Origin of the sequence: Actinoplanes sandaracinus (assembly GCF_030009775.1) — a bacterium.
GTDB classification, from domain to species: domain Bacteria; phylum Actinomycetota; class Actinomycetes; order Mycobacteriales; family Micromonosporaceae; genus Actinoplanes; species Actinoplanes sandaracinus.
Map to the genome: position 1 here is coordinate 1 of NZ_JASCTH010000037.1, position 23,560 is coordinate 23,560.

Genomic DNA, 23,560 nt, shown 5'->3' on the forward strand with positions numbered 1-23,560 from the left:
GAGCAGGAGAAAGCCACCTCGTCGTTCGTCATCTCCACCACAGGCGGCTCACTATCCAGCCACCGACCGGGACCGAGCGGTGTAATCGCCGCCTCAGCCAGCCACTGCAAGGCCAAGGCCACATCCGAGGTAACCATTCCGCGAAGTATGCACGCCTCGAGGAATGTCCTCCACCGAATAGCGCGGTCACCGACGCCGTGCTGATCGGCTATGTCGCCGAGATTTTTGATCCGGTCACTGCTTCCTGGCTAGGTCAGCCGTCCTCTTCTGCCGCTGAGCGCGTGCAACCTGCCTGAGCAGGGGTCACACGCCTAACCTCAACGCTGCCTTTGCAGCCTGAATAGGCTGCGGAGTGTTTCGCGATCGTCCGGCGTCCGATCCTGCTCGAGGTACCTGGTGTGCGTGTTCACGTTCCGGCCCAGAGCAGCGCGATTTGAGGGCATATAGGTCGTCGGGCTGCAAGAGACAGGCGCTGTCGAACGTCGCGATCCACTCCCGCAGGGCGGGCATCCTGTCGACTATCTGATGCTCCAACTCCTCCTCCAGGTTCGTCGGCCCGTGCCGATGCTGCTGCCAGCTTCCTGGTCCGGGTCGTAGACCCAGCCGTGGCCCGCATACGCTCCTGCGCCGCGCCACCCAGCCGTGTAGTCCTCGATGATGGCCTCATCCGTCGCGCCGGCGATGTGCAACAACATCGCGGAGATCATCCCTGTCCGGTCCCGGCCTCCGGCGCAGGGCACCAGCACCGCCCCGTCAGCCGAGGTGATTGCTTCCAAGACGGTCGCGATGCGATCGCGGGCGAGTCGCGTGTTGTCGGCCCAGAACACGGATGGTCAAGCCACGATCCGCATACTCGCCGAGCCGTGACTCTCGGGGACCGGTCCGGAACATCACGCAGAGAACGGGCCTCGCGCGGTGACGCCCCCGTCGACGACGACGCTCTGTCCGGTCACGTAGGAGGACAGGGGTGAGGCCAGATAGACGGCAGCCGCGGCGGCATCGTCAGGTACGCCGAGCCGGCGCATCGGAATCTCGGGCACGTCGCCGGCGGGTTGCGCGGAGTTTGCTACCGCCGTTGCGATGGCGCCGCAAGCCACGATGTTCATGCGGATCCCGTCGCCGGCGTACTCGGCGGCGACGGTCTTGGCGAGACTCACGAGGCCGGCTTTGGCCGCGCCGTAGCCGGCCTGCTTCGGCGCGGCCATGACCCCGGTTACTGAACCGACACTCACGATGGACCCACCCTGGCCCTGGACCAGGAAGGCACGGATTGCCGCGCGGGCCGCGCGCGCCACATAACCGAGGTTCATCTCGTACGCGAGATCCCAGTCGTCGTCGCTCATCTCGTGAAGCCGTACCGCCGGCACAAACGCAAGCTGGCCGCCCACGACGGTCACGAGGGTGTCGAGCCGGCCGAATTCAGCGACGGTGGCGGCGACGAAGTCGTTCATGGCCGATCGGGACCGTACATCCCCGGCGAGGTCAAAAGCGCGGGTGCCTGATCCGGTCAGCTCCTTGACGGCATCTCGTGCGCGGTCGGGATCAATGTCGGCGATGGCGACAGCCGCACCAGCCGAGGCGAACGCACGCGAGATCGCCCGCCCGATTCCTTCGCCACCGCCTCCGACAACCAGCGCGTTCATGCCGTCGAGTGGCCGAGCCCAGCTGTTCATAGGCGGATGCTCCCATGTCGATGGATGCAAGCGCTCGGCAGCCACACGGATCTGCCGCCGATCGTGCGCGCCAGCCCCCGGAGTTCGGCCACGCTGCGTAGGCGCCGCCGTGCTACCGGAACTAGCCGATGAGAGTTCGTTCATGACTGGTGGAACGCCACCCAAAAACATCCGTTGTCGTGGCGGGGAAGTCATCCAGAAGAGGGAAGCTGGTACTCCCAGCCCTCGCGCCATCCGAAGTCCATTGCCATGAGCTTCTCCAGCGGAACATCCTCGACCAGATGGTCCAGTGCCCAGCGGGTAGCGACATGCCCGATTACCAGGATTCGCTGGCCGTCCCATCGTGTCGGCACATCGGTCAGGAACCGGCCCACACGCCCAACCGCCTGCCGCCAACTTTCACCGCTTGGATACGGCTGATCGAGGTAACGTTCGCGATGCTCGTGCAGCTGAGCCGCCGGCATGCCGTTGCTGGATCCGTAGTCGCACTCGCGAAGCCTCCAGTCATGGAGGATGGGAACGGCGCTGCCCTCGAAGGCAATCGCTGCGGTCTCGGCCGCACGGCCCAGGTCTGATGCGAAAACAGCTGAAATGCCATCGTCGCGCCGTCGTTGGCCAAGCTCGGCCGCCAGGATCCGGCCTCGTGCTGACAACCGGCCGTGCAACCAACCAGTCGCGATACCGCGGTCGTTGTCCTCGCTCCACGAGTGGGTCTCAAAAACGATCACGGTCGACATCGACACAGAATAGCCAGCTCTCGTCATCGTCGATGTCCGGCAAGGTCAGCTTCATGTCCGATGACCTCTTCTGCCGCCGAGCGTGCGCGGACGACTCGCCGGGCCGTGACGCTCCGTGATAGGTCTCTGGACTGTCAGACGTGCTGAACTAGCCGATGAGCGCGTGTTGGTGCCATCAGCCGCCGGCGAGCAACACCTGACGTTGTTCTTCAGTGCCCGCTGCCTGCGGCCTGCTCTGAGGTGGTGAGGTCTCGACCATCTCCACGGTGGCATCCGGGCGGACGCGCGCTGGCAGCCTGCCGAAGCGGGCGGAGCGACTCTGAGGGCTGTCGAGGTCAGCGGCCTGTTTATCCATATGACAATGCTTGCACGTCAGCGTCGCCACGGGGAGTCCGAGAAACGCAGGAAATGACTTAGCCACGTAGGTGATCGTGGGGCACCGTGCCCGGCATCCGCTCATAGCCGATGAGCGGGCCTCGCCCCGCCCAACGGGAATGCCAGTCGGATCCGGGTGCCGGGCGCGGGGCCGGTGCCCAACAGCAGGGCTCCACCGTGGACGCGGGCGACCCAGCGGACCAGGGACAGGCCCAGTCCCGCACGTAGTTCCGGCGGTCGTAGCCCGGGGCCGTCGTCAGCGACGGTGACGGTCGCGACGTCATCGGCGGAGGCGACGGTCACCTGGACGGCGGCCGGCACGTCCGGGAGGTGCCCGTGACGTAGCGCGTTGCGCACCAGGTTGGTGACGGCGCGTTCGGCGAGCGGCGCGTCAAGGTGGGCGATGGTCGGCGCCGCGATCAGCGTGACGCGGTGACGGCCGACGTCGACGGTCACGGTCGTCGAGCCGTCCGGATCCTCGGTCACGGTCGGGTCGGTGTCGGCCAGGTCGGCCAGGACGCCCTCGACGAGCTGGTCCAGGCGCGCCGCTTGCGGTTCCAAGGCCCGGGTGCCGGCGGCCAGCCGGGCCCGCAGCAGCAGATCGTCGACGATACCGCCGCTGCGGGCGGCGAGCCGGACCGCGCGGTCCAGCGCCTCCTCGCGCTCAGCGCCGCCGTGCCGGACAGTGTCGAGCAGCACGGCCAGGGTCGCGAGCGGGGTACGCAGGTCATGAGCGGCTGCCCCCAGGAACGACTCCTGTGCCTGCAGGGACCGGGTCACCGGTGCGAGAAGATGGCCCAGCAGGGACCAGGCGGCGACCCCGAGCATGGCGACGACGAGGCCACCCAGCACGGCGACGAAGCCGGTGAGCCCGCTGCCGGGTCCGTACTCGGGCGCCGCGCCGCCGGCCACGACGACAAGCAGCACAGCCAGCGCGGTGAGCATCACGGCGGTGAACCAGGCGGTCAACAACCGGCGCAGGCGGCGCAGCGATCGAATCACCGGTACCGGCGCCGGGCCCATCATCCGGCGTCCAGCCGGTACCCGACCCCGCGCACCGTGTGCAGCAGTGCCGGCGGCCCGAGCTTGCGGCGCAGCTGGGCGACGACCACGTCGACCACGTTGGACATCGGGTCGGCCATCTCGTCCCAGCAGTGCTCGACGAGGTCGGTGCGGGTCACCACCGTCGCCTGCCGGGCGGCGAGCAACTCCAGCACGCCGAATTCCTTCGGCGTGAGCGTCAGCCGTACCCCGGCCCGCAGGACCTCGTGGCGAGCGGAGTCGATCCGCAGGTCCGCCACCTCGATCACGGCAGGGCGAGTCGTGCCCGAACGGCGGCACAGACCACGCACCCGGGCCACCAGCTCCGGCACCGCGAACGGCTTGACCAAGTAGTCGTCGCCGCCGACCTCGAATCCGGCGACCCGGTCGGCGACCGTGTCGCGGGCGGTCAGGAACAGCACCGGCACCTGCCAGCCCTGCCCGCGGCGTCGGTGGACCAGGTCCAGCGCATCACCGTCGGGCAGGGTCCGGTCCAGAATCGCGGCGTCGTACGCGGTCAGGTCGAAAGCCTCGTCGGCCGCCGCCAGTGTCACCGCGACGTCGACGGCGAGCCCCGAGCGGCGCAGCGCCCCCGCGACCGCCCCGGCCAGCTCCCGGTCGTCCTCCAGCAGTAACACCCGCACCGGTCCTACCCTACGGTCAGCGATCACCAACTTTGGGTCCAGACGTACCAACCGCCACCGAGCGGGGTGTACATGTCCTCTCCCAGCATCGGCGGGGGGCCGACCGGGCTGAAAGCGAAGCCCGACGGATCCAGGAAGCCGGAATCACGGAGCAGGAACCGCGCCCCGCCGCCGGGCAGGTGCTCGGCGGCGGCGACCCGGTAAGGGCCCACCCGCTGTGGCTGCGGCGATCCCGGTCGCTGCGCGAACGTCCGCATGTCGTCACCGGCCAGCACCACCCCGATCCGTATCGGTGTCCTGGTGGCCAGAAGCGCCGCGGTCACCGCCACGGCCAACGGCACGACCGCCCATCGCGGCCACCGCCGCCGTACCTCCGCACGAGCGAGCACCAGCCCGAATCCCAGCCGAACCGCCCAGAGCAGCCCGAGGACTCCCCACGCCGCCCCGGCGGCCAGCTGTGCCCGCCACCAGCCGCCGGGGACCGCCCATGCGATCAGCGTGAGCCCGATGGTCACCGCCGTGAGCAGAAGGAGCGCCCAGCCCGGGGTTCCTGCCAGCCACCGACGCCCGGCGGGGCGTACCTCGTCGTCGGTGATGTCCACGAATTGCTCAGTCAATGCCGTCTCCTCGGTCCGGCGGGCCCCACGACCCGCATGAGCAGCATCTCGGACCGACCATGAGGATTCGATGATCTCCAGCGGTGGGATCGGTCGTCGGCGGACGACAGACCCGACCGGGCGACCGTTTCTCACGCGAGCGTCGCGTTCATCCGCCCCGCGATGACGCGCGGTCGGTCACCTGACCCGCAAGCGACGAGCCAGCGGTTGACCGGCACGGCGACCGACCGGGCTCGCCGGACCATGACACACCTATCCGCGGCAATGACGTACGTCTCGGAGACACACCGGGTGACGGAAGGTAACGCGATGACGGCCACCACGGCCGACGGCACGCTCGTCATCCACCCGTACGGCATCTTCCACGCCGCGGACGCGATCGGACTACGCCGCACCTTGATGCAGGCCATCCGCCATACCCGGCTGGGAGCGCGCCCGGTTGCTGTGGTGAGACGGGTTCAGCCGGCCGGTCGGCTCGGCCGGTCGTCCACGGGCCGGCCGTCGCGCAGGTGTTCGTCGGCGATCCGGACGGCCGTGTGGGGGTCGACGCCGGTGTACCAGGTGTCATCGGGGTGCACGACGACCAGCGGGCCGAGGTTGCAGGGGAACAGGCAGCCGGTGGCGGTGACCAGCACGTCGTCGTCGCCGAGCCGGTGCTCGGCGAGGCGGTCGCCGAGCGCGGCGGCGACGTCGCCCGCGCCGTAGGCGGTGCAGCGCGGCCCGCGGCAGACCAGCACGTGCCTGCGGTGCCGGGTGATCTGCGACCAGGATGGGCTGCGGAACGGTCCGGGGTTGCCGGTCAGCGGCGCGTGCGCGCCGGCGATCGCCTGGGCGACAGCGTCGGCCAGGGCAGGCTGGCCTGCCAGCGGCGCGGTGACGGCGATCGGCAGGTCGTCGCCGCGGGTTTGCCGCCAGTGTGCGATGGCCCGGCGGATCCAGGTGTCGAGATAGCGGTCCGGCGGCAGGTGAGCGGGCACCAGCAGCACGTCGCCCGCGGCTTCGGCGACCGCGGTGTCCAGTGCGGCGTGCAGCGACGGCTCGGCGCCGTCCAGGAAACACGCGCGCACGGGTACGCCCCTCGCGGCCCCGACGGTGGCGGCCAGCCGGTGGACCGCGTCGTGGCCGCCGTGATGGGTCACCGACCGGGCGACCAGCAGCACGTGGCGGGTCATGACGGCGGCCGGTAGCAGATCACGGTGCGGCCGTCGTGTACCCGCACCTCGGCGTCGACGCCGTACACGCCGGCGAGCAGGCCGGAGGTGAGCACCTCGGTGGGCGGGCCGGTGGCGACGACCCGGCCGTGGTGCAGCACCACCACCGTGTCGCAGAACATGGCGGCCAGGTTGAGGTCGTGCAGTGCCGCGAGGGTGGTGACCTTCGCCCGGCGTACCAGGGAGAGCAGTTGCAGTTGATGGCCGATGTCGAGGTGGTTGGTCGGCTCGTCGAGCAGCAGTAGTTCCGGTTCCTGCGCGAAGGCTCGGGCGAGCTGGGCGCGCTGGCGTTCCCCGCCGGACAGGGTGAGCCATGTGCGGTCGGCGAACCCGGCCAGGTCCACCCGGGTCAACGCTTCCGCTACTGCGGTGTGGTCGTCGGCGGTGTCGGACCAGCGGGACCGGCGGTGCGGGATCCGGCCGAGCAGCACCACGTCGCGTACGGTCAGGTCCAGGTCGGTGTCGGCGTGCTGGGCGAGCAGCGCGATGCGGCGGGCGAGTGCGAGGCGACGCAGCCCGGCGATGTGGTCCCCGGCGATCGTCATGGCTCCGGTGTCGGGGCGGACCAGGCCGGCGACCGCCCGTATCAGGGTGGTCTTGCCGGAGCCGTTCGGGCCGAGCAGCCCGACCAGGCTGCCCGCCGGCACGGTGCAGGTGATGTGGTCGAGGATGCGGGCGGCCGGGACAGCCCAGGACACGTCGGTGATCTCGAGCATCAGCCGCGAACCTCCCGGCGGCGCAGCAGCATCAGGAAGGCCGGGACGCCGAGCAGTGCGGTGAGCACACCGACCGGCAGCTCCCTCGGCTCGAACACCGTCCGTGCGGCGGTGTCCACCCAAATCAGGAAGATGGCGCCGGCCGGGACGACGACCGGCAGCAGGCGGCGGTGGTCCGGGCCGGCGAGGAACCGCGCGGCGTGCGGAAGGATCAGCCCGACGAAGCCGATCGCGCCGCTGATCGCCACCAGTACGGCGGTCAGCAGCGCGGTCGCGATCAGCAGCAGCCACCGGGTGCGGGTCACGTCGACGCCGAGTGTCGCCGCGGCTTCCTCACCGAAGGCGAACGCGTTGAGGGTGCGGGCCTGCGTCAGGACGAGCAGCAGCACGGCTGCCAGTGCCGGGATCGCCCAGGCGAGCTTCGCCCAGGTGGCTCCGGCGAGGGAGCCGGACAGCCAGAAGGTGATGCTCTGGGTGGCGTTCGGGTCGCCCACCCAGATGATCACGAACGAGGTGCAGGCCGCGCAAAGCTGCGCGATGGCCACGCCGGTCAGCACCACCCGGGCCGGGGAGAGCGCACCTCGGCGCCCGGCGATCAGGACCACGACCGCGAAGGTGGCCAGGGCGCCGGCGAACGCGCCGCCGCTGACCGCGACCATGCCACCGCCGATCCCGGCGACGATCACCAGCACCGCGCCGAGCGCCGCCCCGGAGGAGACGCCGAGCAGGTACGGGTCAGCCAGCGGATTGCGGGTGACGGTCTGCATGACGGCGCCGGCCGCGGCGAGCCCGGCGCCGACGGCCGCGGCGGCGAGCACCCGGGGCAGCCGCAGGTCCCACACGATGTGGTCGCGCAGCACCGACACATCAGCCTGGGCGAGACCGAGGTGCTCGCCGATGACGGCCCAGACCGTACCGATGGACAGGTCCGCCGGGCCGACCGTGACCGCAGCGCCCACTGAGACCAGCAGCCCGGCCACGAGAGTCAGCGTGATAGCGGCCGTGCCGGCGGTGCGCACCCGCGCGGGGCGCACCGTCGGCCGGTCCGTGACGGTGGTCAGCTTCCGGCCTTGGCCGGGAGGGCGGCGACGCCCTGCGCCAGGGCTTCGATGCCGCGGACATTGCGGACCCCGGCAACGGTGGAGGAGAACGGGATGACCACGTACCGCTGCTGTCTGACCGCCGGAAGGTCCTTGAGGGTGCTGTGCCCGGCCAGCAACGCCTTCTTCTTGTCAGCGGGATCCCAGGACGCGTCGACCAGCACGATGACGTCCGGATCGCGTTCGATGACGGTCTCCCAACCGGTGTCGGCCCAGCTGCCGGTCGCGTCGGCGAACACATTGGTCACGCCGGCCGCGGTCATGACCATGTCGGGTGCACCGCAGCAGGCGCCGACGCTCGGCGCGTCGCTGCCGCCGTCCCACCAGACGACCCGTGCGCCTTTGGTGCTGCCGGCCGCCTTGTCGATGCGGGCCTGCTGTCCGGCGATCAACGCCTCGGCCCGGTCGCTCACCCCGAAGATCGCGGCGATCTCACGGATCTCCGCGAACACATCCGAGATCGCGAGCTTCGCCGGGCGGGTCTGTTTCGGACAGCCCGCCGGGGAGATGTAGGTGCCGACGCCGAGTCTCTGCCACTCGGCGCGGTCACCGACGCCCTCGTCGCTGAACGCGCTGCTGAACGCGGCGTAGACGAAGTCCGGCTCCGCTTCGAGAAGTTTCTCCTTGCCCGGGTACTCCTTGGCCAGGACGGGGATCTTCGCGTACGCGGCCGCGTAGTCCGGAAGGATCTCGTCGTCGAGGTAGGCGGTGCCGACCATCCGGTCCTGCAGACCCAGCGCCAGCATGATCTCGGTGGCCGGCTGGTTCATCGTCACCACCCGCGCCGGTGGCCGGCTGACCGTGACCGGGGTTCCGCAGTTGGTGACCGCGGCCGGGCCGGCCGACGCCGACGGTGCGGCCGCTGGGTCGCCGGCGGTGGAGCAGCCGGCGAGCAGGACGGTGACCAGGGACAACGGCACGGCAACGCGCCAGGACATGGGGAACCGCACAGCGGGACCGCCTTCCAACACCTCGTGGACGGGTCTTTCGGTGCCGTGGCCGGTCTCCTGGCTGACGGGTACAGCTGCCGGCGGCCGGCCTTCCCAGGCGATGAACCCAGTGACCTCGCGAACGACGAGGGCCGACGGCAATCCCGATCACAGTGGCGAGGGCCGCGCCGGCATCACACCGGCTTCCCGAACACCACGGCGCCCACACCCTAACCACAGCCGATCCGGCGGCTCCTCCCGGCTCCGGTGATCGTCATCGCCACGCCCTGTGTGGGCATCGGCCGGCACATGAGGGTGTCGCGGACTACAAGATCAACCAAGTTATTGCCAGTCATTGGCAATTAGGTAATCATGGCGACTATGTCGCGACCTCGCTCTCGTGTTCCCCTCCTGGCCGGCGTCCTCGCTGTTGCCACGCTGCTGTTCGCCGGTTGTTCCGCGGCGTCCACTGCCGAATCGGGTGCGGCCGGCGATACCTTCGTGGTCGCTACCTCCGGTGAGCCGGACACGCTGAACCCGGTCCTCGGGTACGGGTCCGACGGCGCCTCGCTGATCTTCGACGGCCTGGTCGCCCGGGACGGAAACAACGCCCTCGTCCCGGCTCTCGCCGCGGAGCTTCCCCGGGTGGACGGCACCACCGTGACCGCCACGCTGCGCAGTGGGGTGAGCTTCCACGACGGGACCGCGCTGACCGCGCGGGACGTCGTCTTCACCTACGAGTCGGTGCTGGATCCGACGGTCGACTCCACGCTGCGCTCCGACCTGGACATGCTCACGAAGGTCGAGGCGCCGGACGCGTCCACCGTGGTCTTCACGCTCAAGTACCCGTACGCGCCGTTCCTGCAGCGGCTCACCCTCGGCATCGTGCCGGCGAAGGCGCTGACCGGCCAGGACATCAACAAGGCCGCGTTCAACCAGCGGCCGATCGGCACCGGCCCGTACCGGGTGACGTCCTGGACGCCTGGTGATCGCCTGCAACTGGCCGCGAACGACGCCTACTGGGGTGGCAAGCCGGCCAACCGGGGCGTGGTCGTCGCGTTCGTGCCGGATGACAACGTGCGGGCGCAGCGGGCCCGGGCCGGAGAGTTCGACGCGGTCGAGCTCGCGCCGAAGCAGGCCGCCGGCTTCGCCAAGACGGTCAAGGTGCCGACCGCCGACTACCGCGGTGTGATGCTGCCGATGAAGAACCCGGTCACCGGCGATCTCGCGGTCCGCCGGGCTCTGAACGCGGGTGTGGACCGCGCGGCGATGGTCGCCGGCGTGCTGGCGGGTGCGGGGGAGCCGGCGTACGGGCCGATTCCCCCGACGTCGGAATACGCGGTGACCCAGGATCCGGCCGCCACCCCGGCCGCGACGATCCTGGACGAGGCGGGCTGGGTGGCCGGTGCGGACGGGATCCGGGCCAAGGGCGGGCAGCGGGCCGCGTTCACGCTGATGTACCCGGCGACCGACAGCCTGCGTAAGGAACTGGCCCTGGCGGTGACCGCGGACGCCAAGAAGATCGGTATCGACGTGAGACCGGAAGGCCTGACCTGGGACGCGATCACCCCCCGGATGACGTCCGACGCGCTGATCATGGGGTTCGGGACGCCGTACGACCCGGATTTCGTCTCCTTCAAGCTGTTCCGCTCGCACTTCGCCGAGCAGGGCTTCTTCAACCCGGGCTCCTACACGTCGGCCGTGACCGACAAGGCGCTGCAGGACGGCCGGGACCAGGCCGCGATCGAGGACCGCAAGGCCGCGTACGCGACGTTCCAGAAGCAGCTCGCCGCCGACGTGCCGTGGGTGTTCCTCACCTACCTGCAGCACACCTACGTGGTCGGTGACGACGTCGCCGGGGTCACGCCGCGTGTCGAGCCGCATGAGCACGACGTGGCCAACAGCCTCTGGTGGAACATCAACACCTGGACCCGTACATGATCAAGCTGATTCGGCGGCGGCTCGCCGTCGCCGTCCCGGTGCTGTTCGCGACCAGCGTGGGCATGTTCCTGCTCGGCGCGTCCTCCCCGATGGACCCGGCCATGCAGTACGCGGGCGCGGCCGCCTTCACCACCAGCCCGGAGAACATGGCCGAGCTGCGCGCCAACTGGGGCGTCGACGACCCGCTGCCCGTGCGGTACCTGCGCTGGCTGGGCAACCTGCTGCAAGGCGACCTGGGCTGGTCCACCACCCGGCACGAGGACGTCGCCGCGGTGATCGGCGCCCGCGCCGGATGGACGCTGCTGCTGATCGGTATCACCCTCGCCGTGGTGCTGGCCGGCAGCCTGCTGCTGGGCACGATCGCCGCGTACCGGCGTGGGGGCCTGCTCGACCGGGGGCTGCGCGCCGGAGCGTACGCGGTCGAGTCGATGCCGGTGTTCTGGCTGGCTCTGGCCGCGATCGCGGTGTTCTCCCTGGCACTGGGCTGGTTCCCGGCCGGCGGCCTGACCGACGTGCGGGCCACCGGCACCGGTGTCGGTGACGTCGCGCATCATCTGGTGCTGCCGGTGACCGTTCTCGCCGTCTCGCAGACACCGTGGTTCCTGCTGTTCGTGCGGGACTCGGTCGCCGAGAGCCTGCGCGACGACCACGTCCTCGCCGCCCGGGCCCGGGGGCTCGCCGGGCGCACCGTGCTGTTCGGGCACGCGCTGCGCACCGCGCTGCTGCCGTTCCTCACCCTGGTCGGCACCCACCTGCCCGAGCTGGTCGGCGGGTCGGTGCTGGTCGAGACCGTGTTCTCGCTGCCCGGGCTGGGCGCGGTCAGTGTGCAGGCGGCACTGGGCAGCGATTTCCCGTTGCTCGCCGCGATCACCCTGATCACCACCGCGATGGTGCTGACGGCGAACCTCGCCACCGACCTGGCCTACACCGCCGCCGACCCGAGGGTGCGCATCGATGGCTGACCTCGCCCTTGCCCGCCCGCGCCGCCGGACGTTGCGGCTACGGTCCGGCCACGTCGGCACGACACTCGCGGCACTCGTGCTCGCCGGCGCCGTGCTCGCTGGTCTGGCCGCGCCGCTGCTGTGGCCGCTCGACCAGAGCGCCATCGCCCTGGACAACATCGCCCAGCCGCCGTCGCTCGCCCATCCCGGCGGCACCGACGACCTCGGCCGTGACGGGCTGCACCGCAGCCTCTACGGCCTGCGGGTCTCGCTGCTGGTCGGTCTGGTCGCCGCCGTCGTCGCGACCGTGATCGGCGGCCTGGTCGGCGGGATCGCCGGGCTGCTCGGCGGCTGGCCCGACCGGCTGCTGATGCGCGTCGTCGACACCATCTCGGCGCTGCCGCACCTGCTGCTGGGCATCTTCATCGTGGCGATGCTGCGGCCCAGCCTCGGCGCGGTGATCCTGTCCATCGCGCTGACCCACTGGCTGTCGACCGCCCGCATCGTCCGATCCGAGCTGCTGTCGCTGCGGACCCGGCCGTTCATCGACGCCGCGATCGCCGGCGGCGCGAGCCGGGCCCGGATCCTGCGCCGGCACCTGCTCCCGCACATCCTGCCGAAGATCGCCCTGGCCACCACGCTGATGATCCCGCACGCCGTCTGGCACGAGACGTCACTGTCGTTCCTCGGCCTCGGCCTGCCGCCACACCTGGCGTCGCTCGGCAACATGATCAACGACGGGCAGCGGTCGCTGCTGACCGGCGCCTGGTGGGCCAGCATCGTCCCCGGCGCCGTCATCGTCATGGTCACCCTGGCCATCGCCGCGCTCGCCGCCCGCTGGCGCGACCGGCTCGATCCCCGAGTGCGAGCGGAGCTGAACCTGTGACCCTGCTACAGATCGACGGGCTCAGCGTGCGCTTCCGGTTGCGCGACGCGGTGGTCCAGGCCGTGACAGACCTGACCCTGAGCGTACGGCCGGGCGAACTGCTCGCCGTCGTCGGCGAATCCGGGTGCGGCAAATCGGTGCTGGCCCACGCGCTGTTCGGGCTGCTGCCCCGCAACGCCGAGGTCACCGGCCGAGCCCTGATGGGCGAGGTCGACGTGCTCCGCTGCGGCGAGAAACGCCTCGCCCGTGAGATCCGCGGCCGGCGACTCGGCCTGGTCCCGCAGAGCCCGGCCACCGCGCTCACCCCGGTGCGCACCGGCCGCAGCCTGCTCGCCGAAACCCTGCGTGCCCACCGCCGCGATCCCGGCCTGGCGGACACCGTCGCCGCCGACGCCGGCCTCGACGCCCACGCGCTGGACCGGTATCCGTTCGAGCTGTCCGGCGGCATGGCCCAGCGGCTGGTCACCGCTCTCGCCCTGGCCAGCGACCCGCCGCTGCTGATCGCCGACGAACCCACCACCGGCCTGGACCGGCCGCTCGTCGACCACACCCTCGACCTGCTGCGCCGCCGGTGCGACAACGGCGGTGCGGTCCTGCTGATCACCCACGACCTCGCCGCGGCCGAACGCGTCGCCGACACCGTCGCGGTCATGTACGCCAGCCGGATCGTCGAACACCGGCCCGCCCCCGACGTTTTCGCGGCACCGGCCCATCCGTACACGGCAGCGCTGCTCGACGCCCTGCCGGACCGCGCCTTCACCCCCATCCCCGGGCACCCGCCGATGCTCACCGCGCTGCCGCCGGGCTGCGCCTTCGCCGCCCGCTGCCCGCGGGCCGACACGGCGTGCGCCAGCCGGCCCGGCGGGCCGGTCGCCTGCCACCATCCACTCGTCTCGGAGGCCGTCGCGTGAGTCTCACCGCCACCGGGATCCGGGCCGGCTACCGCGGACACAGCGTTCTCGACGACGTGTCACTGTCCATCGGAGCGGGGGAGACGGTGGGGCTGCGCGGTCCGTCCGGCAGCGGCAAGTCCACCCTCGTGCGTGTCCTCGCGCTGCTGCACACCCCGGACGCCGGGCACGTCAGCCTCGACGGCGACCGCATCGACGGCGCGCGGCACCGGGTGCCCGCCGACGTCCGTACCAGAATCGCGGTGTTGTTCCAGAGCCCCCGCGCCGCCGCCGACCCACGGCTGAGCCTGGCCGACCTGATCGCTGAACCGCTGCGCGCGCTCCGGCGTCCCCGCGAGCACGTCGCCGGCCGGGTGGCCGAGCTCGCCGACCGGGCCGGGCTCACCGCCGACCTGCTGACCCGGCGCCCGCACGCGGTCAGCGACGGCCAGCTGCAGCGCGCGTGCCTGGCCCGGTCACTGGCGCACGAACCCCGCTACCTGCTGTGCGACGAGGCCACCACCATGCTCGACGCCTCCACCCAAGCGCTCGTCGCCACGGTGATCACCGAACAGCAGCAGCGCACCGGTATGGGCGTCCTACTGGTCAGCCACGACCCGGCACTGCTGGCCCGGCGGGCCGACCGGACAGAGGATCTCCCCACCCCACCGGCATCAGTCCGTTGAGGGCTTCTGCCCATCCGTCGGGAAATCCTTCATGTAGCTGGGGCACGGCCGGTCCCGTACGCGTTGATGCGGTCCTGAGCGTTCGAGCCGGCTCGATCAGGTCTGGTTCACCGGCTGGCCGATGCCCGTCGGAGCCAGATAGGTGACACGAAGGACTCCGGTGGTGGGTTCGCGGTCGACGAGCACGTCGACGCCGTAGACCGACGCGATCAGCTCGGCGGTGAGCACGATGTCCGGGGTGCCGGCGGCGACGACCCGTCCGTGGTCGAGCATGACGATGTGGTCGCAGTAGCGGGCGGCGAGATTGAGGTCGTGCAGGGCGATGACGCAGGTGATCTCGAGAGTGGTCAGCAGTTCCAGGAGTTCGAGCTGGTGACGGATGTCGAGGTGGTTGGTGGGCTCGTCGAGCAGGATCTCCCGGGGTTGTTGTGCGAGGGCTCGGGCGAGCTGGGTGCGCTGTCTCTCGCCGCCGGAGAGGGTGTGCCAGCTCCGGTGCTGTTTGTCCGTGATGTTGGTCCGCTCCAGCGCCGCGTCGATGATCTGCTGATCGTGGGTGGTCAGTGCGTCGAATCGGCCGCGGAAGGGCGTGCGGCCGAGTTCGACGACCTGGCGGACGCTGACGTGGTCATGCGTGGAGATGTCCTGCTCGACGACGGCGAGTCTGCGGGCGAGCGAGCGACGGTTGAGGTCACGCAGGTTGGTGCCGTCGTATCGGACGGTGCCGGTGTCGGGGCGACGCAGTCCGGCGAGCAGGCGCAGCAGGGTGGTCTTGCCGGAGCCGTTGGGGCCGAGGAGCCCGACGATCTGCCCGTCGCGGGCGTCGAGGTGGATGTCGTGGAGCAGGCGGTGACCCTTGACCGACCACGACAGGCCGGTGGCGGTGATCCGGCCCATCAGGACGCCACCCGCCGTAGCACCAGCGCGAAGGCGGGTGCGCCGAGCAGTGCGGTGATGACGCCTGCCGGGAGCTCATGGGGTGAGAAGGCGGTGCGCGCGAACGTGTCGACCCAGATGAGGAAGGTGGCGCCGACGAGTGCGGACAGGGGCAGCAGGCCGCGGTGCATGGGGCTGGCCATGATGCGGACGGCGTGCGGAACGAGTAGTCCGAGGAAGCCGATCGCGCCGGAGGCTGCCACGGCGGCGGCCGTCATGACGGCTGTCAGGATCATCAGCCAGATCCGGGCGGCGGTGACGTTGATACCCAGCGCGGCGGCGGAGTCCCAGCCGAAGGTGAAGGCGTCGAGCGCCGGAGCGAAGAATTGGACCACGACGACGCCGATCAGAACGATCACACCGGTGATGATCACCGATTGCCAGCGGGCTCCGGCGAGGGAACCGAGGAGCCAGTAGGTGAAGCCGCGGGTGGAGTTCGCGTCGCCGCTGACCATGAGGACGACCGAGGTGACGGCGGCGAAGAACTGCGACACGAGTACGCCGGTGAGTACGACGCGGGCGGGGTTGGCGACGCGGCCCCCGCCGAGCAGGATCAGCAGCACCCCGAAGGAGACCAGGGCGCCGATGAACGCTCCAGCCGAGAGGGAGAGGCCGCCGGCGCCGATGCCCAGCATGAGGACGGCGACCGCGCCCGTGGAAGCGCCGGAGGAGACTCCCAGCAGATAGGGGTCGGCCAGCGCGTTTCTGGTGACCGATTGCAGGACCGTGCCGGAGACCGCCAGCGCGATGCCGACGGCGGCGGCGAGCAGCACCCGCGGGATGCGGGACTCCCAGATCAGGGCGTCCAGCAGTCTCGGCAGTGGCGCGGCGGGGGGGGAACCCCCCCGCCCCACGAGCCCGCCGGCCCGGGGAACCACCACGAGCGGCCCGAGGTTCGCGGTGCCGAACAGCGATGCCCCGACGACCGACGCGAGCAGCCCGGCGGCGGCCAGAATCAGCAGCACGACGCGCGATGCGCGCCCGGAGCGTGGCGGAGCCTGATCAGCCGTCACCGGCATAGTCATCATGCGCGGCTGGTCACTGAATCGCGGCCAGGCCGTCGACGAGTGCGGGAACCGCGTGCACGCTGCCGTGGCTGGGGTCCATGTAGCGGCCGGGGATGGTGATGAACCGGTTGTTCGCCACGGCGTCGAGTTTGCTGGTGAGCGGGTCCTTCTTGAGCAGGTCGATCTTTTCCTGTGCGGTGTCGTTGGGTTCCCCGCGGGTCAGGTCGGCCAGGATGATGGCGTCGGGGTTGCGGGCCGCGACCTCGTCCCAGCTCACCTCGGCCCACTTGGTCTCGGCGTCGTCGAAGATGTTCTTCACGCCCACGAGCCCGCAGATGTGCTGCGGCAGCCCGCCGGGTCCGGCGGCCCACGGGGTTCCCGCGTAGGTGGAGTAGAACCACATCACCTTCGGAGTGCCGTCGATCTTCTTGGCCGCCAAAGCTTTGTCGATCACCGCCTGTTGCTCGGTGACCAGTTTCTCGCCGGCGGACGGCACGTCGAAGATCGTGGCCAGGTCGCGGTACTCCTCGAACAGCAGCTTGAAGTCCGCGCCGGCCACGGTCTGGTGCGTGGCGCAGTCGAATTCCGTGAGGTAGGTGGGCACGTCGAGCTTGTGCAGTTCGGCGCGCTCCCCGGACTGGTCGGGCGTGAACATGCTCGCGAACGAGCTGTACACGAAGTCGGGCTGTGCCTGCAGCAGCGCCTCGTGCTTGATCTCCGCGCCGGGCGCGGACAGGATCGGAATCTTCTTGTACTGGGCGGCGATGTCGTCCGGTGCCTTGTCGATCTCGTATCCCGAGCCGACGATCCGGTCACCCAGGCCCAGCCTGATGAGGATCTCCGCCGCTGACTGGTTCAGTGTGACGGCCCGCTGGGGCGCCGCCTTGACGGTCACGTCCGTGCCGCAGTTCTTCATGGTGAGCGGGTAGGTCGTCGTGACCTCACCGGTCTTCGTCTGCGTCTTGCCGGCCTCGGCGGACCCGTCGTTCGCGCAGCCCGTCAGCACGATCAGCGTCGAGGCGGCCAGCCAGGATGTAACCGTTTTCATTTTCATCTGGCGGATGCTATCAGCCGGCCTCGATCGAACTGAAGGCTCGCGGCCATGGATGGCCCGCTTCGTGTGACCCCTCTTGAAAACGATTCCCAACTTCATGTAGGAATGTGGGGCCAGCCGTCAGTATCCGGAGGTGTCGATGAATGAACTGCCCTTCACCCTCACGGCTCGCCGGCACCCCGCTGTCTCGGCGCTCCTGGACTCCGAGCAAGTCCTGCTGGAGAGCCTGGTGGACGGACTGGGGTCGCCGCTGCACGTCGTGCTCCCGGAGGTCTTCGAGGAGAACGTCGCCGTGCTCCGAGAGGCGTTCGCCGAGTCCGGCGCCGACGCCGACATCCTGTTCGCCAAGAAGGCGAACAAGGCGGACTGTTACGTACGGTCGGCCGCCGCGCTCGGGATCGGCGTCGACGTCGCCAGCACTCCGGAACTGGTCAACACTCTGTCCGGCGGCGTTCCCGGGCACCGCATCGGCGTCTCCGGGCCGGAGAAGGACGACACGCTGCACGCTCTCGCCGTCCAGCACGGCTGTCTGGTCGCCGTCGACTCCCTCAGCGAACTGCGCCGGCTGGCCGCGACCGCGAGACAGGCGCGCACCACGGTCCGGGTCCTGCTGCGAACGCGAGTGAACAGTCAGCCCACAAGCCGGTTCGGTATGGCCGCGCGGGAACGCCACGCCGCCACGGACCTGTGCGCCGAGCTCGCCGAGTTCGTCACTCTGCGTGGATTCTCGTTCCACCTCGCCGGCTACTCCACCGCCGAGCGCGCGCTGGCGGCGAACGAGATGATCGGCCACTGCGTCGACGCGCGGCGGCGTGGCTCACCGGCCGCCGGGATCGTCGACATCGGCGGTGGGCTGCCGGTGCGCTATGTCGATCCACAACGGTGGGACGAGTTCCTCCAGCAGAACGAGCCCCGTCACTACCACGCGAACAAAGAGTTCAAGGACTTCTACCCGTACGGCGGGCAGCCCGCCGGCCAGGCCGTACGCGAGATCATGAGACATCCGGTGAACGACCGGGAGAGCCTGGCGGACAGGGCGGACCGCGACGGCATCCGGTTCATCGTCGAACCCGGCCGCGCCCTGCTGGACCAGGCCGGATTCACCCTGTTCCGCGTCCAGCAGGTCGACGACCGGCGTGACACCGACGGCTACGCCATCGTCACCGTGGCGGGGAGCAGTTTCAGCCTGTCCGAACAGTGGTTCGACAGCGACTACCTGCCGGACCCGGTACTGCTGGCACCCCACCCCGCTGCCGGCGAGGTGTTCCCCGCTTGTGTCGCCGGTTCCACCTGCCTGGAGAGCGACCTGCTGACCTGGCGAAAGATCGCGTTCCCCCGGACGGTGCGGCGCGGTGACCATCTCGTCTACCTCAACACCGCCGGCTACCAGATGGACTCCAACGAATCGCCCTTCCACGACGCCCGGTTACCGCTGAAGGTCGTCCTGCGCTCCGCCGGCGAGGGGAAACCCCCGCGCTGGCGGCTGGACCGGATCTGACGCCGACCTCGAACAAGGAGATGCCGATCGTGCCACCCAGCTACGCCCCTCCCGGACAGCTGTGGCTACTACCCCAATCCCAGCAGGAAGGCCTCGACCTCGACCATCGGCAGGTGATCATGGTCGTCGAACGCGCCTACCGGGCGCTGCGTGAGACCGGGTCCGACAACCCGGTCAAGACGATCATCGAAGCGCCCGGCCACCGGTCCCTGAGCTACTCGATGGTGGCCCGCGACGCCAGCAGCGACACGGTCTGCTTCAAAGCCGTCTACGAGTTCGACCCGCGGCGCACCCGCGACAGCTACCGGTTCCACTCGTTCGTCTTCCTCTGCGACGACGCCACCGGCGCGCCGATCGCGCTGATGGACGTGGTCACACTCGGCCCGCTGCGCTCGTCGGCCACCACCGCGCTGTTCGCCCGCACCGCCTGCCCCGGCGCCCGCAGCGCCCTTGTCGTGGGTACCGGCGTGCAGGGACAGATGGCGCTGCCGATGCTGCTCGCGGCACTGCCGGACCTCGACCGACTGCAGGTGTTCGGCACCTACCCCGACGGGCTGCGCGCGGTCCGTGACAGCGCCGGCGGTCGCGACGTGGAGATCGCCGACGACCTGCAGAAGGCGGCCGGTGAGGCCGACATCGTCATCGGCGCCGCCGGCCTCTCCGTCCGCGAGGAGGTCCGGCGCGAGTCGATGAAACCGGGGTCGGTCGCCGTCCTGCTCGGCTACGGCGTGCACGCCGACGTGTACCACGGCGCGGACTACCGGATCGCGACCGACATCGCACAGATGCACGCCACCGGCGACGACCTGCGTGCCGCCGACGGCAGCCTGCCGCAAGTCGACGCCGAACTGCCGGACATCCTGCTCGGACGGGCCGCCGCCCGCCGGGATCCGCGCGACGTGGTGTTCGCCTACAACAGCGGCATGGCGGTCACCGACGCCGCGCTCGGCCGCTACATCGCCGATCGCGCACTCGCCGGCGGTCGCGGGCAGAGGGTCACGTTCTGGTGACCGGGAAAACCCGTTGGTGGACCACGAACTCCCGGGCACTGCTCACCCTCGCGTTCCCGCTCATCCTCACCAACTTCGCGTACGTCGCGCTGACCACCGTGGACATCGTGATGCTCGGCCGCCTGGGCGCGCTCGAGATCGCCGCCGCGGGCCTGGCCATCACGCTGTTCAACCAACTGCGCACCACCGGAACCGGGCTCGTCACCGGCGTCAGCAACCTGGTCGCCGAAGCTAACGCCCGCGGCGACCAGCAGCGGATCCGTGACCTGCTGTTCGCCGGCTTCCTGGGGGCCACGGTCAGCGGTGTGGTGTTCTGTGTGGCGCTGCTGTCGATCGGGCCGCTGCTCGTCCGGCTGGGTCAGGACCCGGCGGTGGTGGCGAAGGCCGGCGACTTCCTGATGATCCTGGCTCCCGGCATGCTGCCGTGCCTGTGGTTCCAGAACCTGCGGCACTTCACCACCGGGCTGAAGCGGCCCGGTCCGCTGCTGGCCATCACGATCGTGTCCGTCGGTCTCACCATCGGCCTGAACTACGTGCTGATCTACGGCAAGTTCGGCCTGCCCGCGTTCGGCTTCACCGGCGTCGCGATCGCCACCGTCACGGTGTTCCTGCTGTCCTTCCTGGCGTTCACCGTGGTCGTCCGGCGCGACAGCGCGCTCCGTCCGTACCTGCAAGGATCCGGCCGGTGGGTCTGGCCCGGTGAAGCGGTCACTTCCGTGTGGCGTCTGGGGCTGCCGATCGCGGGCACCTACGCCTCCGAAGCCGGGTTCTTCAGCGTGCTCACCCTGCTGATCGGCACCCTCGGCGTTGAGGCTCTCGCCGCGCAGACCGTACTCAACCAGCTCGTCTACATCGTCTTCATGATCTCCGCCGGGTTCTCGCACGCCGCCTCGGTCCACATCAGTGAGGCAGGTGGCAATGCCGACTACGCCCGCGCCCGCCGGCTGGGACTGCTGGGCCTGGCCTGGGGTGTGATCGCGACGCTGGTCGTGGCGATCCCGTACCTGCTGATCCCGGAGGCGATCGTGTCGCTGTTCATCTCGGCCGAGTACGCCGCGAACGCCGAGGTCATCGCGCTGACCGCGTCCGGGCTGCTGATCGCCGCCGTCATGCAGATCTTCGACGCCGGCCAGAACATCGGCAACGGCATCCTGCGCGGCGTCGGCGACACCGCCGGACCGTTCCGGATCTCTCTGGTCGGGTACTGGCTCATCGGGCTGCCGGCGGGCTACCTGCTCGGGGTGAGCGCAGGCTGGGGCGTGCGGGGCGTCTGGATCGGGCAGGCCATCGGGCTCGCGGCGACCGCCGGCATCCTGCTGTTCGCCTTCCTCAGGCGTGTCGACCGTCTTCGGCAGACGACGGGTCACCTCGCCGCGGAACCGAGTCCGTCATGACCCACGTCCGTGAACCATCCGCGACCGAGTCCCTGGTGCGCCGGGAGGTGGCGGGCCTGCCCGCCTACGATCCCGGCGCGGACCCGGACGAGGTGGCGCGCGCCAGCGGCGCGACCCGGGTCATCAAGCTCTCCAACAACGAGAACCCCTTCGGGGCCTCACCCGCGGTAGCCGCCGCCGTGCACCGGCGCCTCGCCGCCACCACCCGGTATCCCGATCCCACCGCCAAACGCCTGGCCGAGGCCATCGGACGCACCCTCGCGGTGCCGGCCGGGCGCATCGTGATCGGCAACGGCTCGGAGAACATCCTGGAAATGCTCTGCCAGGCGGTGCTCGACCCCGGGGACCTGGTCGTCACCCAAGCGCCCGGCTTCAGCCTGCACGAGATCTTCCCGCGCATGATGGGCGCCCGGGTCGAGAAGGTCCCGGTCACCGGCGAGTTCGGCTTCGACGCCACCGCGTGGCGGCACGCGCTGGCAGCCGCCCCGAAACTCGTCTTCCTCGCCAACCCCTGCAACCCCACCGGCGTGATGCTCACCGGAGCGGAACTGGACCACATCGTCGCCGCCACCCCGCAGTCGGCACTGCTGGTGCTCGACGAGGCGTACTGCGAGTTCGCCCGCCCGAACCCCGCCTATCCCGACGGAGTGGAGGTGCTGCGCGACCACAACCGGCCGTGGATCGTGTTGCGCACCTTCTCCAAGGCCTACGGCCTCGCCGGCTTCCGGGTGGGGTACGGCATCGCCTCCCACTCCACCCTGGTCCAGGCACTCGACCGGGTCCGTACCCCGTACAACGTCAACCAACTGGCCCAGGACGCCGCCGTCGCCGCTCTCGGCGACCGGGCACACCTGGCCGAGACCGTGCGCCGCACCGGCGTGGAGATCGCCAGACTCGCCGCCCGGCTGCGCGGCGCTGGGCTGCGCGTGGCACCGTCGGCGGCCAACTTCCTGTTCATCGACACCGGAGGCGACGCCGACGACGTCGTCCGGCAACTGCACCGCTCCGGGATCATCGTCAAAGCGTGGCGCGAGCCCGGATATCAGAAATTCATTCGAGCCTCGCTGTCGACGCCCGAGGAGAACGACCTCTTCGTGCATCGGCTGCTCGAGATCTGCAGAAGGCGAGAACGGTGATCACGGACAAGATCTCCGACCTGATCGGCAACACGCCCCTGCTCCGGCTGGCGGTGAGGCACGGTATGGCGACCGTGCTGCTCAAGATGGAGCAGTACAACCCGACCGGCAGCGCCAAGATCCGGATAGCTCGCAACATGGTCGACGAGGCCGAGGAGCAGGGCCTGCTCAAACCGGGCGGCTGGCTGGTCGAATCCACCTCCGGCAACACCGGGATCGGCCTGGCGCTCATCGCCGCCGAACGCGGGTACAAGTTCAGCGCGGTCGTCGACAACCACTCCTGCGCCGACAAACAACGAGCCATGCGGGCGTACGGCGCCGAACTCGTCAACGTCGGCGGGGACGACGACGCCCTGGCCACCGCCGAACGCGACGCCCTGGCCGAGCGGCTGGCGATCGAGCACGGCGCCTATTGGACGGCACAGCACCTCAACCAGGGCAACCCCAACAGCTACAAGCCCGTCGCCCGAGAACTCACCGACGCCCTCGGCGACCGGATCGACTATCTGTACGGCGCCGTCGGCACCGGCGGCTCACTGTGCGGCACCGGCCGCAGCCTGCGGGAACGTATCCCGCACCTGAGGATCGTCGGTGTCGAGCCGCGGGGATCCGTGGTCTTCGGAGCGACCGGCGCACCGTACTACCAGTCCGGCACCGGCACCCCCGAAGGCGCGGAGATCGGCGACCTCATCGACTACGACCTGATCGACGACGGCGTGCAGGTCACCGACGCGGAGGCCTTCGAGACCTGCCGCTTCCTGGCTCGCCGTTACGGAATCCTCGTCGGCGGCTCCGCGGGCGGCGTGATCTACAAGGCCCTCGAACAGGCACAGACCGCAGGACCGCAGACCACCATCGTCGTGCTGGTCTGCGACGGCGGCGAGAAATACCTCGACACCGTCTACAACGACGACTGGATGATGGCCACCGGCTTGTTCGACGCGCTGGTCGCCGACCGGCTGGCGTCGATGCTGCGGTAACGCCGCGCTGGTACTGACGGTCTCCGCTGGATGCCGGCCCACTTTCCGCGAAGTGGGCCAGCACTCATGCGTCAAGGCGTCACGAAATCCGGATCACTCGACCGCGGCCCAGTCAACGCCGCCCGACGAGCCGACCAGCGGTCTTGATCCGCTGATGGAAC

Annotated in this window: 23 protein-coding genes and 1 riboswitch; of the genes, 10 read left to right on the plus strand and 13 right to left on the minus strand. The window is 70.1% G+C overall.

All coding sequences use genetic code 11. The features are described from left to right. Positions 1–518: 518 nt before the first annotated feature. The 10 genes from QLQ12_RS39825 to QLQ12_RS39870 form a co-directional block, all read right to left on the minus strand. Positions 519–827: a tyrosine-protein phosphatase gene (locus tag QLQ12_RS39825; protein WP_282766175.1), complete on the minus strand. Its 309-nt coding sequence runs from the start codon at positions 825–827 to the stop codon at positions 519–521. Between the two features lie 63 nt (positions 828–890). After that, positions 891–1,643, minus strand: coding sequence for an SDR family NAD(P)-dependent oxidoreductase (locus tag QLQ12_RS39830; protein ID WP_328518341.1), 753 nt, complete (start codon positions 1,641–1,643; stop codon positions 891–893). A 221-nt stretch (positions 1,644–1,864) separates the two neighbouring features. Beyond that, a complete protein-coding gene (locus tag QLQ12_RS39835) occupies positions 1,865–2,410 on the minus strand; it encodes a histidine phosphatase family protein (protein ID WP_282766178.1) in 546 nt (181 codons plus the stop codon). A 456-nt stretch (positions 2,411–2,866) separates the two neighbouring features. Beyond that, a complete protein-coding gene (locus tag QLQ12_RS39840) occupies positions 2,867–3,787 on the minus strand; it encodes a sensor histidine kinase (protein ID WP_282766179.1) in 921 nt (306 codons plus the stop codon). A 20-nt stretch (positions 3,788–3,807) separates the two neighbouring features. Then, the gene (locus tag QLQ12_RS39845; protein WP_282766181.1) at positions 3,808–4,470 is read right to left on the minus strand and encodes a response regulator transcription factor; all 663 of its coding nucleotides are present in this window, start codon (positions 4,468–4,470) and stop codon (positions 3,808–3,810) included. Between the two features lie 23 nt (positions 4,471–4,493). Beyond that, positions 4,494–5,087, minus strand: a complete 594-nt coding sequence (locus QLQ12_RS39850; protein ID WP_282766182.1) for a hypothetical protein — start codon at positions 5,085–5,087, stop codon at positions 4,494–4,496. Positions 5,088–5,545: 458 nt separating this feature from the next. Then, the gene (locus QLQ12_RS39855) at positions 5,546–6,259 is read right to left on the minus strand and encodes a (2Fe-2S) ferredoxin domain-containing protein (protein ID WP_282766183.1); all 714 of its coding nucleotides are present in this window, start codon (positions 6,257–6,259) and stop codon (positions 5,546–5,548) included. Beyond that, positions 6,256–7,014 carry an ABC transporter ATP-binding protein gene (locus QLQ12_RS39860; RefSeq protein WP_282766184.1) on the minus strand — a complete coding sequence of 253 codons (759 nt, stop codon included), beginning with the start codon at positions 7,012–7,014 and terminating at the stop codon, positions 6,256–6,258. The genes QLQ12_RS39855 and QLQ12_RS39860 overlap by 4 nt, the downstream gene beginning before the upstream one ends. Further along, positions 7,014–8,048 (minus strand): FecCD family ABC transporter permease, encoded by a 1,035-nt coding sequence (locus tag QLQ12_RS39865; RefSeq protein ID WP_282766185.1) that lies wholly within the window; start codon positions 8,046–8,048, stop codon positions 7,014–7,016. Before QLQ12_RS39865 ends, QLQ12_RS39860 begins: the two co-directional genes overlap by 1 nt. 23 nt (positions 8,049–8,071) lie before the next feature. Then, entirely contained in the window at positions 8,072–9,052 is a 981-nt protein-coding gene (locus QLQ12_RS39870) for an ABC transporter substrate-binding protein (RefSeq protein ID WP_282766186.1), read from the minus strand. Positions 9,053–9,094: 42 nt separating this feature from the next. Next, positions 9,095–9,277: riboswitch (cobalamin riboswitch) on the minus strand. A gap of 147 nt (positions 9,278–9,424) precedes the next feature. On the opposite strand from QLQ12_RS39870, the gene QLQ12_RS39875 reads away from it, so the two are divergent. The 5 genes from QLQ12_RS39875 to QLQ12_RS39895 are packed head-to-tail and all read left to right on the plus strand — an operon-like array spanning position 9,425 to position 14,387. Next, on the plus strand, positions 9,425–10,984 hold the full coding sequence (locus QLQ12_RS39875) for an ABC transporter substrate-binding protein (RefSeq protein WP_282766187.1): 1,560 nt from the start codon (positions 9,425–9,427) through the stop codon (positions 10,982–10,984). Next, positions 10,981–11,946 (plus strand): ABC transporter permease, encoded by a 966-nt coding sequence (locus QLQ12_RS39880; protein ID WP_282766188.1) that lies wholly within the window; start codon positions 10,981–10,983, stop codon positions 11,944–11,946. Before QLQ12_RS39875 ends, QLQ12_RS39880 begins: the two co-directional genes overlap by 4 nt. Continuing rightward, positions 11,939–12,811, plus strand: coding sequence for an ABC transporter permease (locus QLQ12_RS39885; protein ID WP_282766189.1), 873 nt, complete (start codon positions 11,939–11,941; stop codon positions 12,809–12,811). Before QLQ12_RS39880 ends, QLQ12_RS39885 begins: the two co-directional genes overlap by 8 nt. After that, positions 12,808–13,722, plus strand: a complete 915-nt coding sequence (locus QLQ12_RS39890; RefSeq protein WP_282766190.1) for an ABC transporter ATP-binding protein — start codon at positions 12,808–12,810, stop codon at positions 13,720–13,722. Before QLQ12_RS39885 ends, QLQ12_RS39890 begins: the two co-directional genes overlap by 4 nt. Then, positions 13,719–14,387, plus strand: a complete 669-nt coding sequence (locus tag QLQ12_RS39895) for an ABC transporter ATP-binding protein (RefSeq protein ID WP_282766191.1) — start codon at positions 13,719–13,721, stop codon at positions 14,385–14,387. The genes QLQ12_RS39890 and QLQ12_RS39895 overlap by 4 nt, the downstream gene beginning before the upstream one ends. A 96-nt stretch (positions 14,388–14,483) precedes the next feature. On the opposite strand, the gene QLQ12_RS39900 is transcribed toward QLQ12_RS39895, so the two are convergent. From QLQ12_RS39900 to QLQ12_RS39910, 3 genes are all read right to left on the minus strand, one after another. Next, positions 14,484–15,281 (minus strand): ABC transporter ATP-binding protein, encoded by a 798-nt coding sequence (locus tag QLQ12_RS39900; RefSeq protein ID WP_282766192.1) that lies wholly within the window; start codon positions 15,279–15,281, stop codon positions 14,484–14,486. Next, positions 15,281–16,285: a FecCD family ABC transporter permease gene (locus QLQ12_RS39905; protein ID WP_282766193.1), complete on the minus strand. Its 1,005-nt coding sequence runs from the start codon at positions 16,283–16,285 to the stop codon at positions 15,281–15,283. The genes QLQ12_RS39900 and QLQ12_RS39905 overlap by 1 nt, the downstream gene beginning before the upstream one ends. A 73-nt stretch (positions 16,286–16,358) precedes the next feature. Further along, on the minus strand, positions 16,359–17,375 hold the full coding sequence (locus tag QLQ12_RS39910; RefSeq protein WP_282766194.1) for an ABC transporter substrate-binding protein: 1,017 nt from the start codon (positions 17,373–17,375) through the stop codon (positions 16,359–16,361). Between the two features lie 145 nt (positions 17,376–17,520). Here QLQ12_RS39910 and QLQ12_RS39915 point away from each other — a divergent pair, with 145 nt between their 5' ends. From QLQ12_RS39915 to QLQ12_RS39935, 5 genes are read left to right on the plus strand one after another with little or no spacing between them, the layout of a single operon-like run. Then, positions 17,521–18,879 (plus strand): alanine racemase, encoded by a 1,359-nt coding sequence (locus QLQ12_RS39915; RefSeq protein WP_282766195.1) that lies wholly within the window; start codon positions 17,521–17,523, stop codon positions 18,877–18,879. Positions 18,880–18,908: 29 nt separating this feature from the next. Continuing rightward, positions 18,909–19,889 (plus strand): ornithine cyclodeaminase family protein, encoded by a 981-nt coding sequence (locus QLQ12_RS39920; protein WP_282766196.1) that lies wholly within the window; start codon positions 18,909–18,911, stop codon positions 19,887–19,889. Continuing rightward, the gene (locus QLQ12_RS39925) at positions 19,886–21,283 is read left to right on the plus strand and encodes an MATE family efflux transporter (protein WP_282766197.1); all 1,398 of its coding nucleotides are present in this window, start codon (positions 19,886–19,888) and stop codon (positions 21,281–21,283) included. Before QLQ12_RS39920 ends, QLQ12_RS39925 begins: the two co-directional genes overlap by 4 nt. Continuing rightward, positions 21,280–22,419: a histidinol-phosphate transaminase gene (hisC, locus tag QLQ12_RS39930; protein ID WP_282766198.1), complete on the plus strand. Its 1,140-nt coding sequence runs from the start codon at positions 21,280–21,282 to the stop codon at positions 22,417–22,419. The genes QLQ12_RS39925 and hisC overlap by 4 nt, the downstream gene beginning before the upstream one ends. Further along, the gene (locus tag QLQ12_RS39935; protein WP_282766199.1) at positions 22,416–23,399 is read left to right on the plus strand and encodes a PLP-dependent cysteine synthase family protein; all 984 of its coding nucleotides are present in this window, start codon (positions 22,416–22,418) and stop codon (positions 23,397–23,399) included. Before hisC ends, QLQ12_RS39935 begins: the two co-directional genes overlap by 4 nt. The last annotated feature ends 161 nt before the right edge of the window (positions 23,400–23,560 follow it).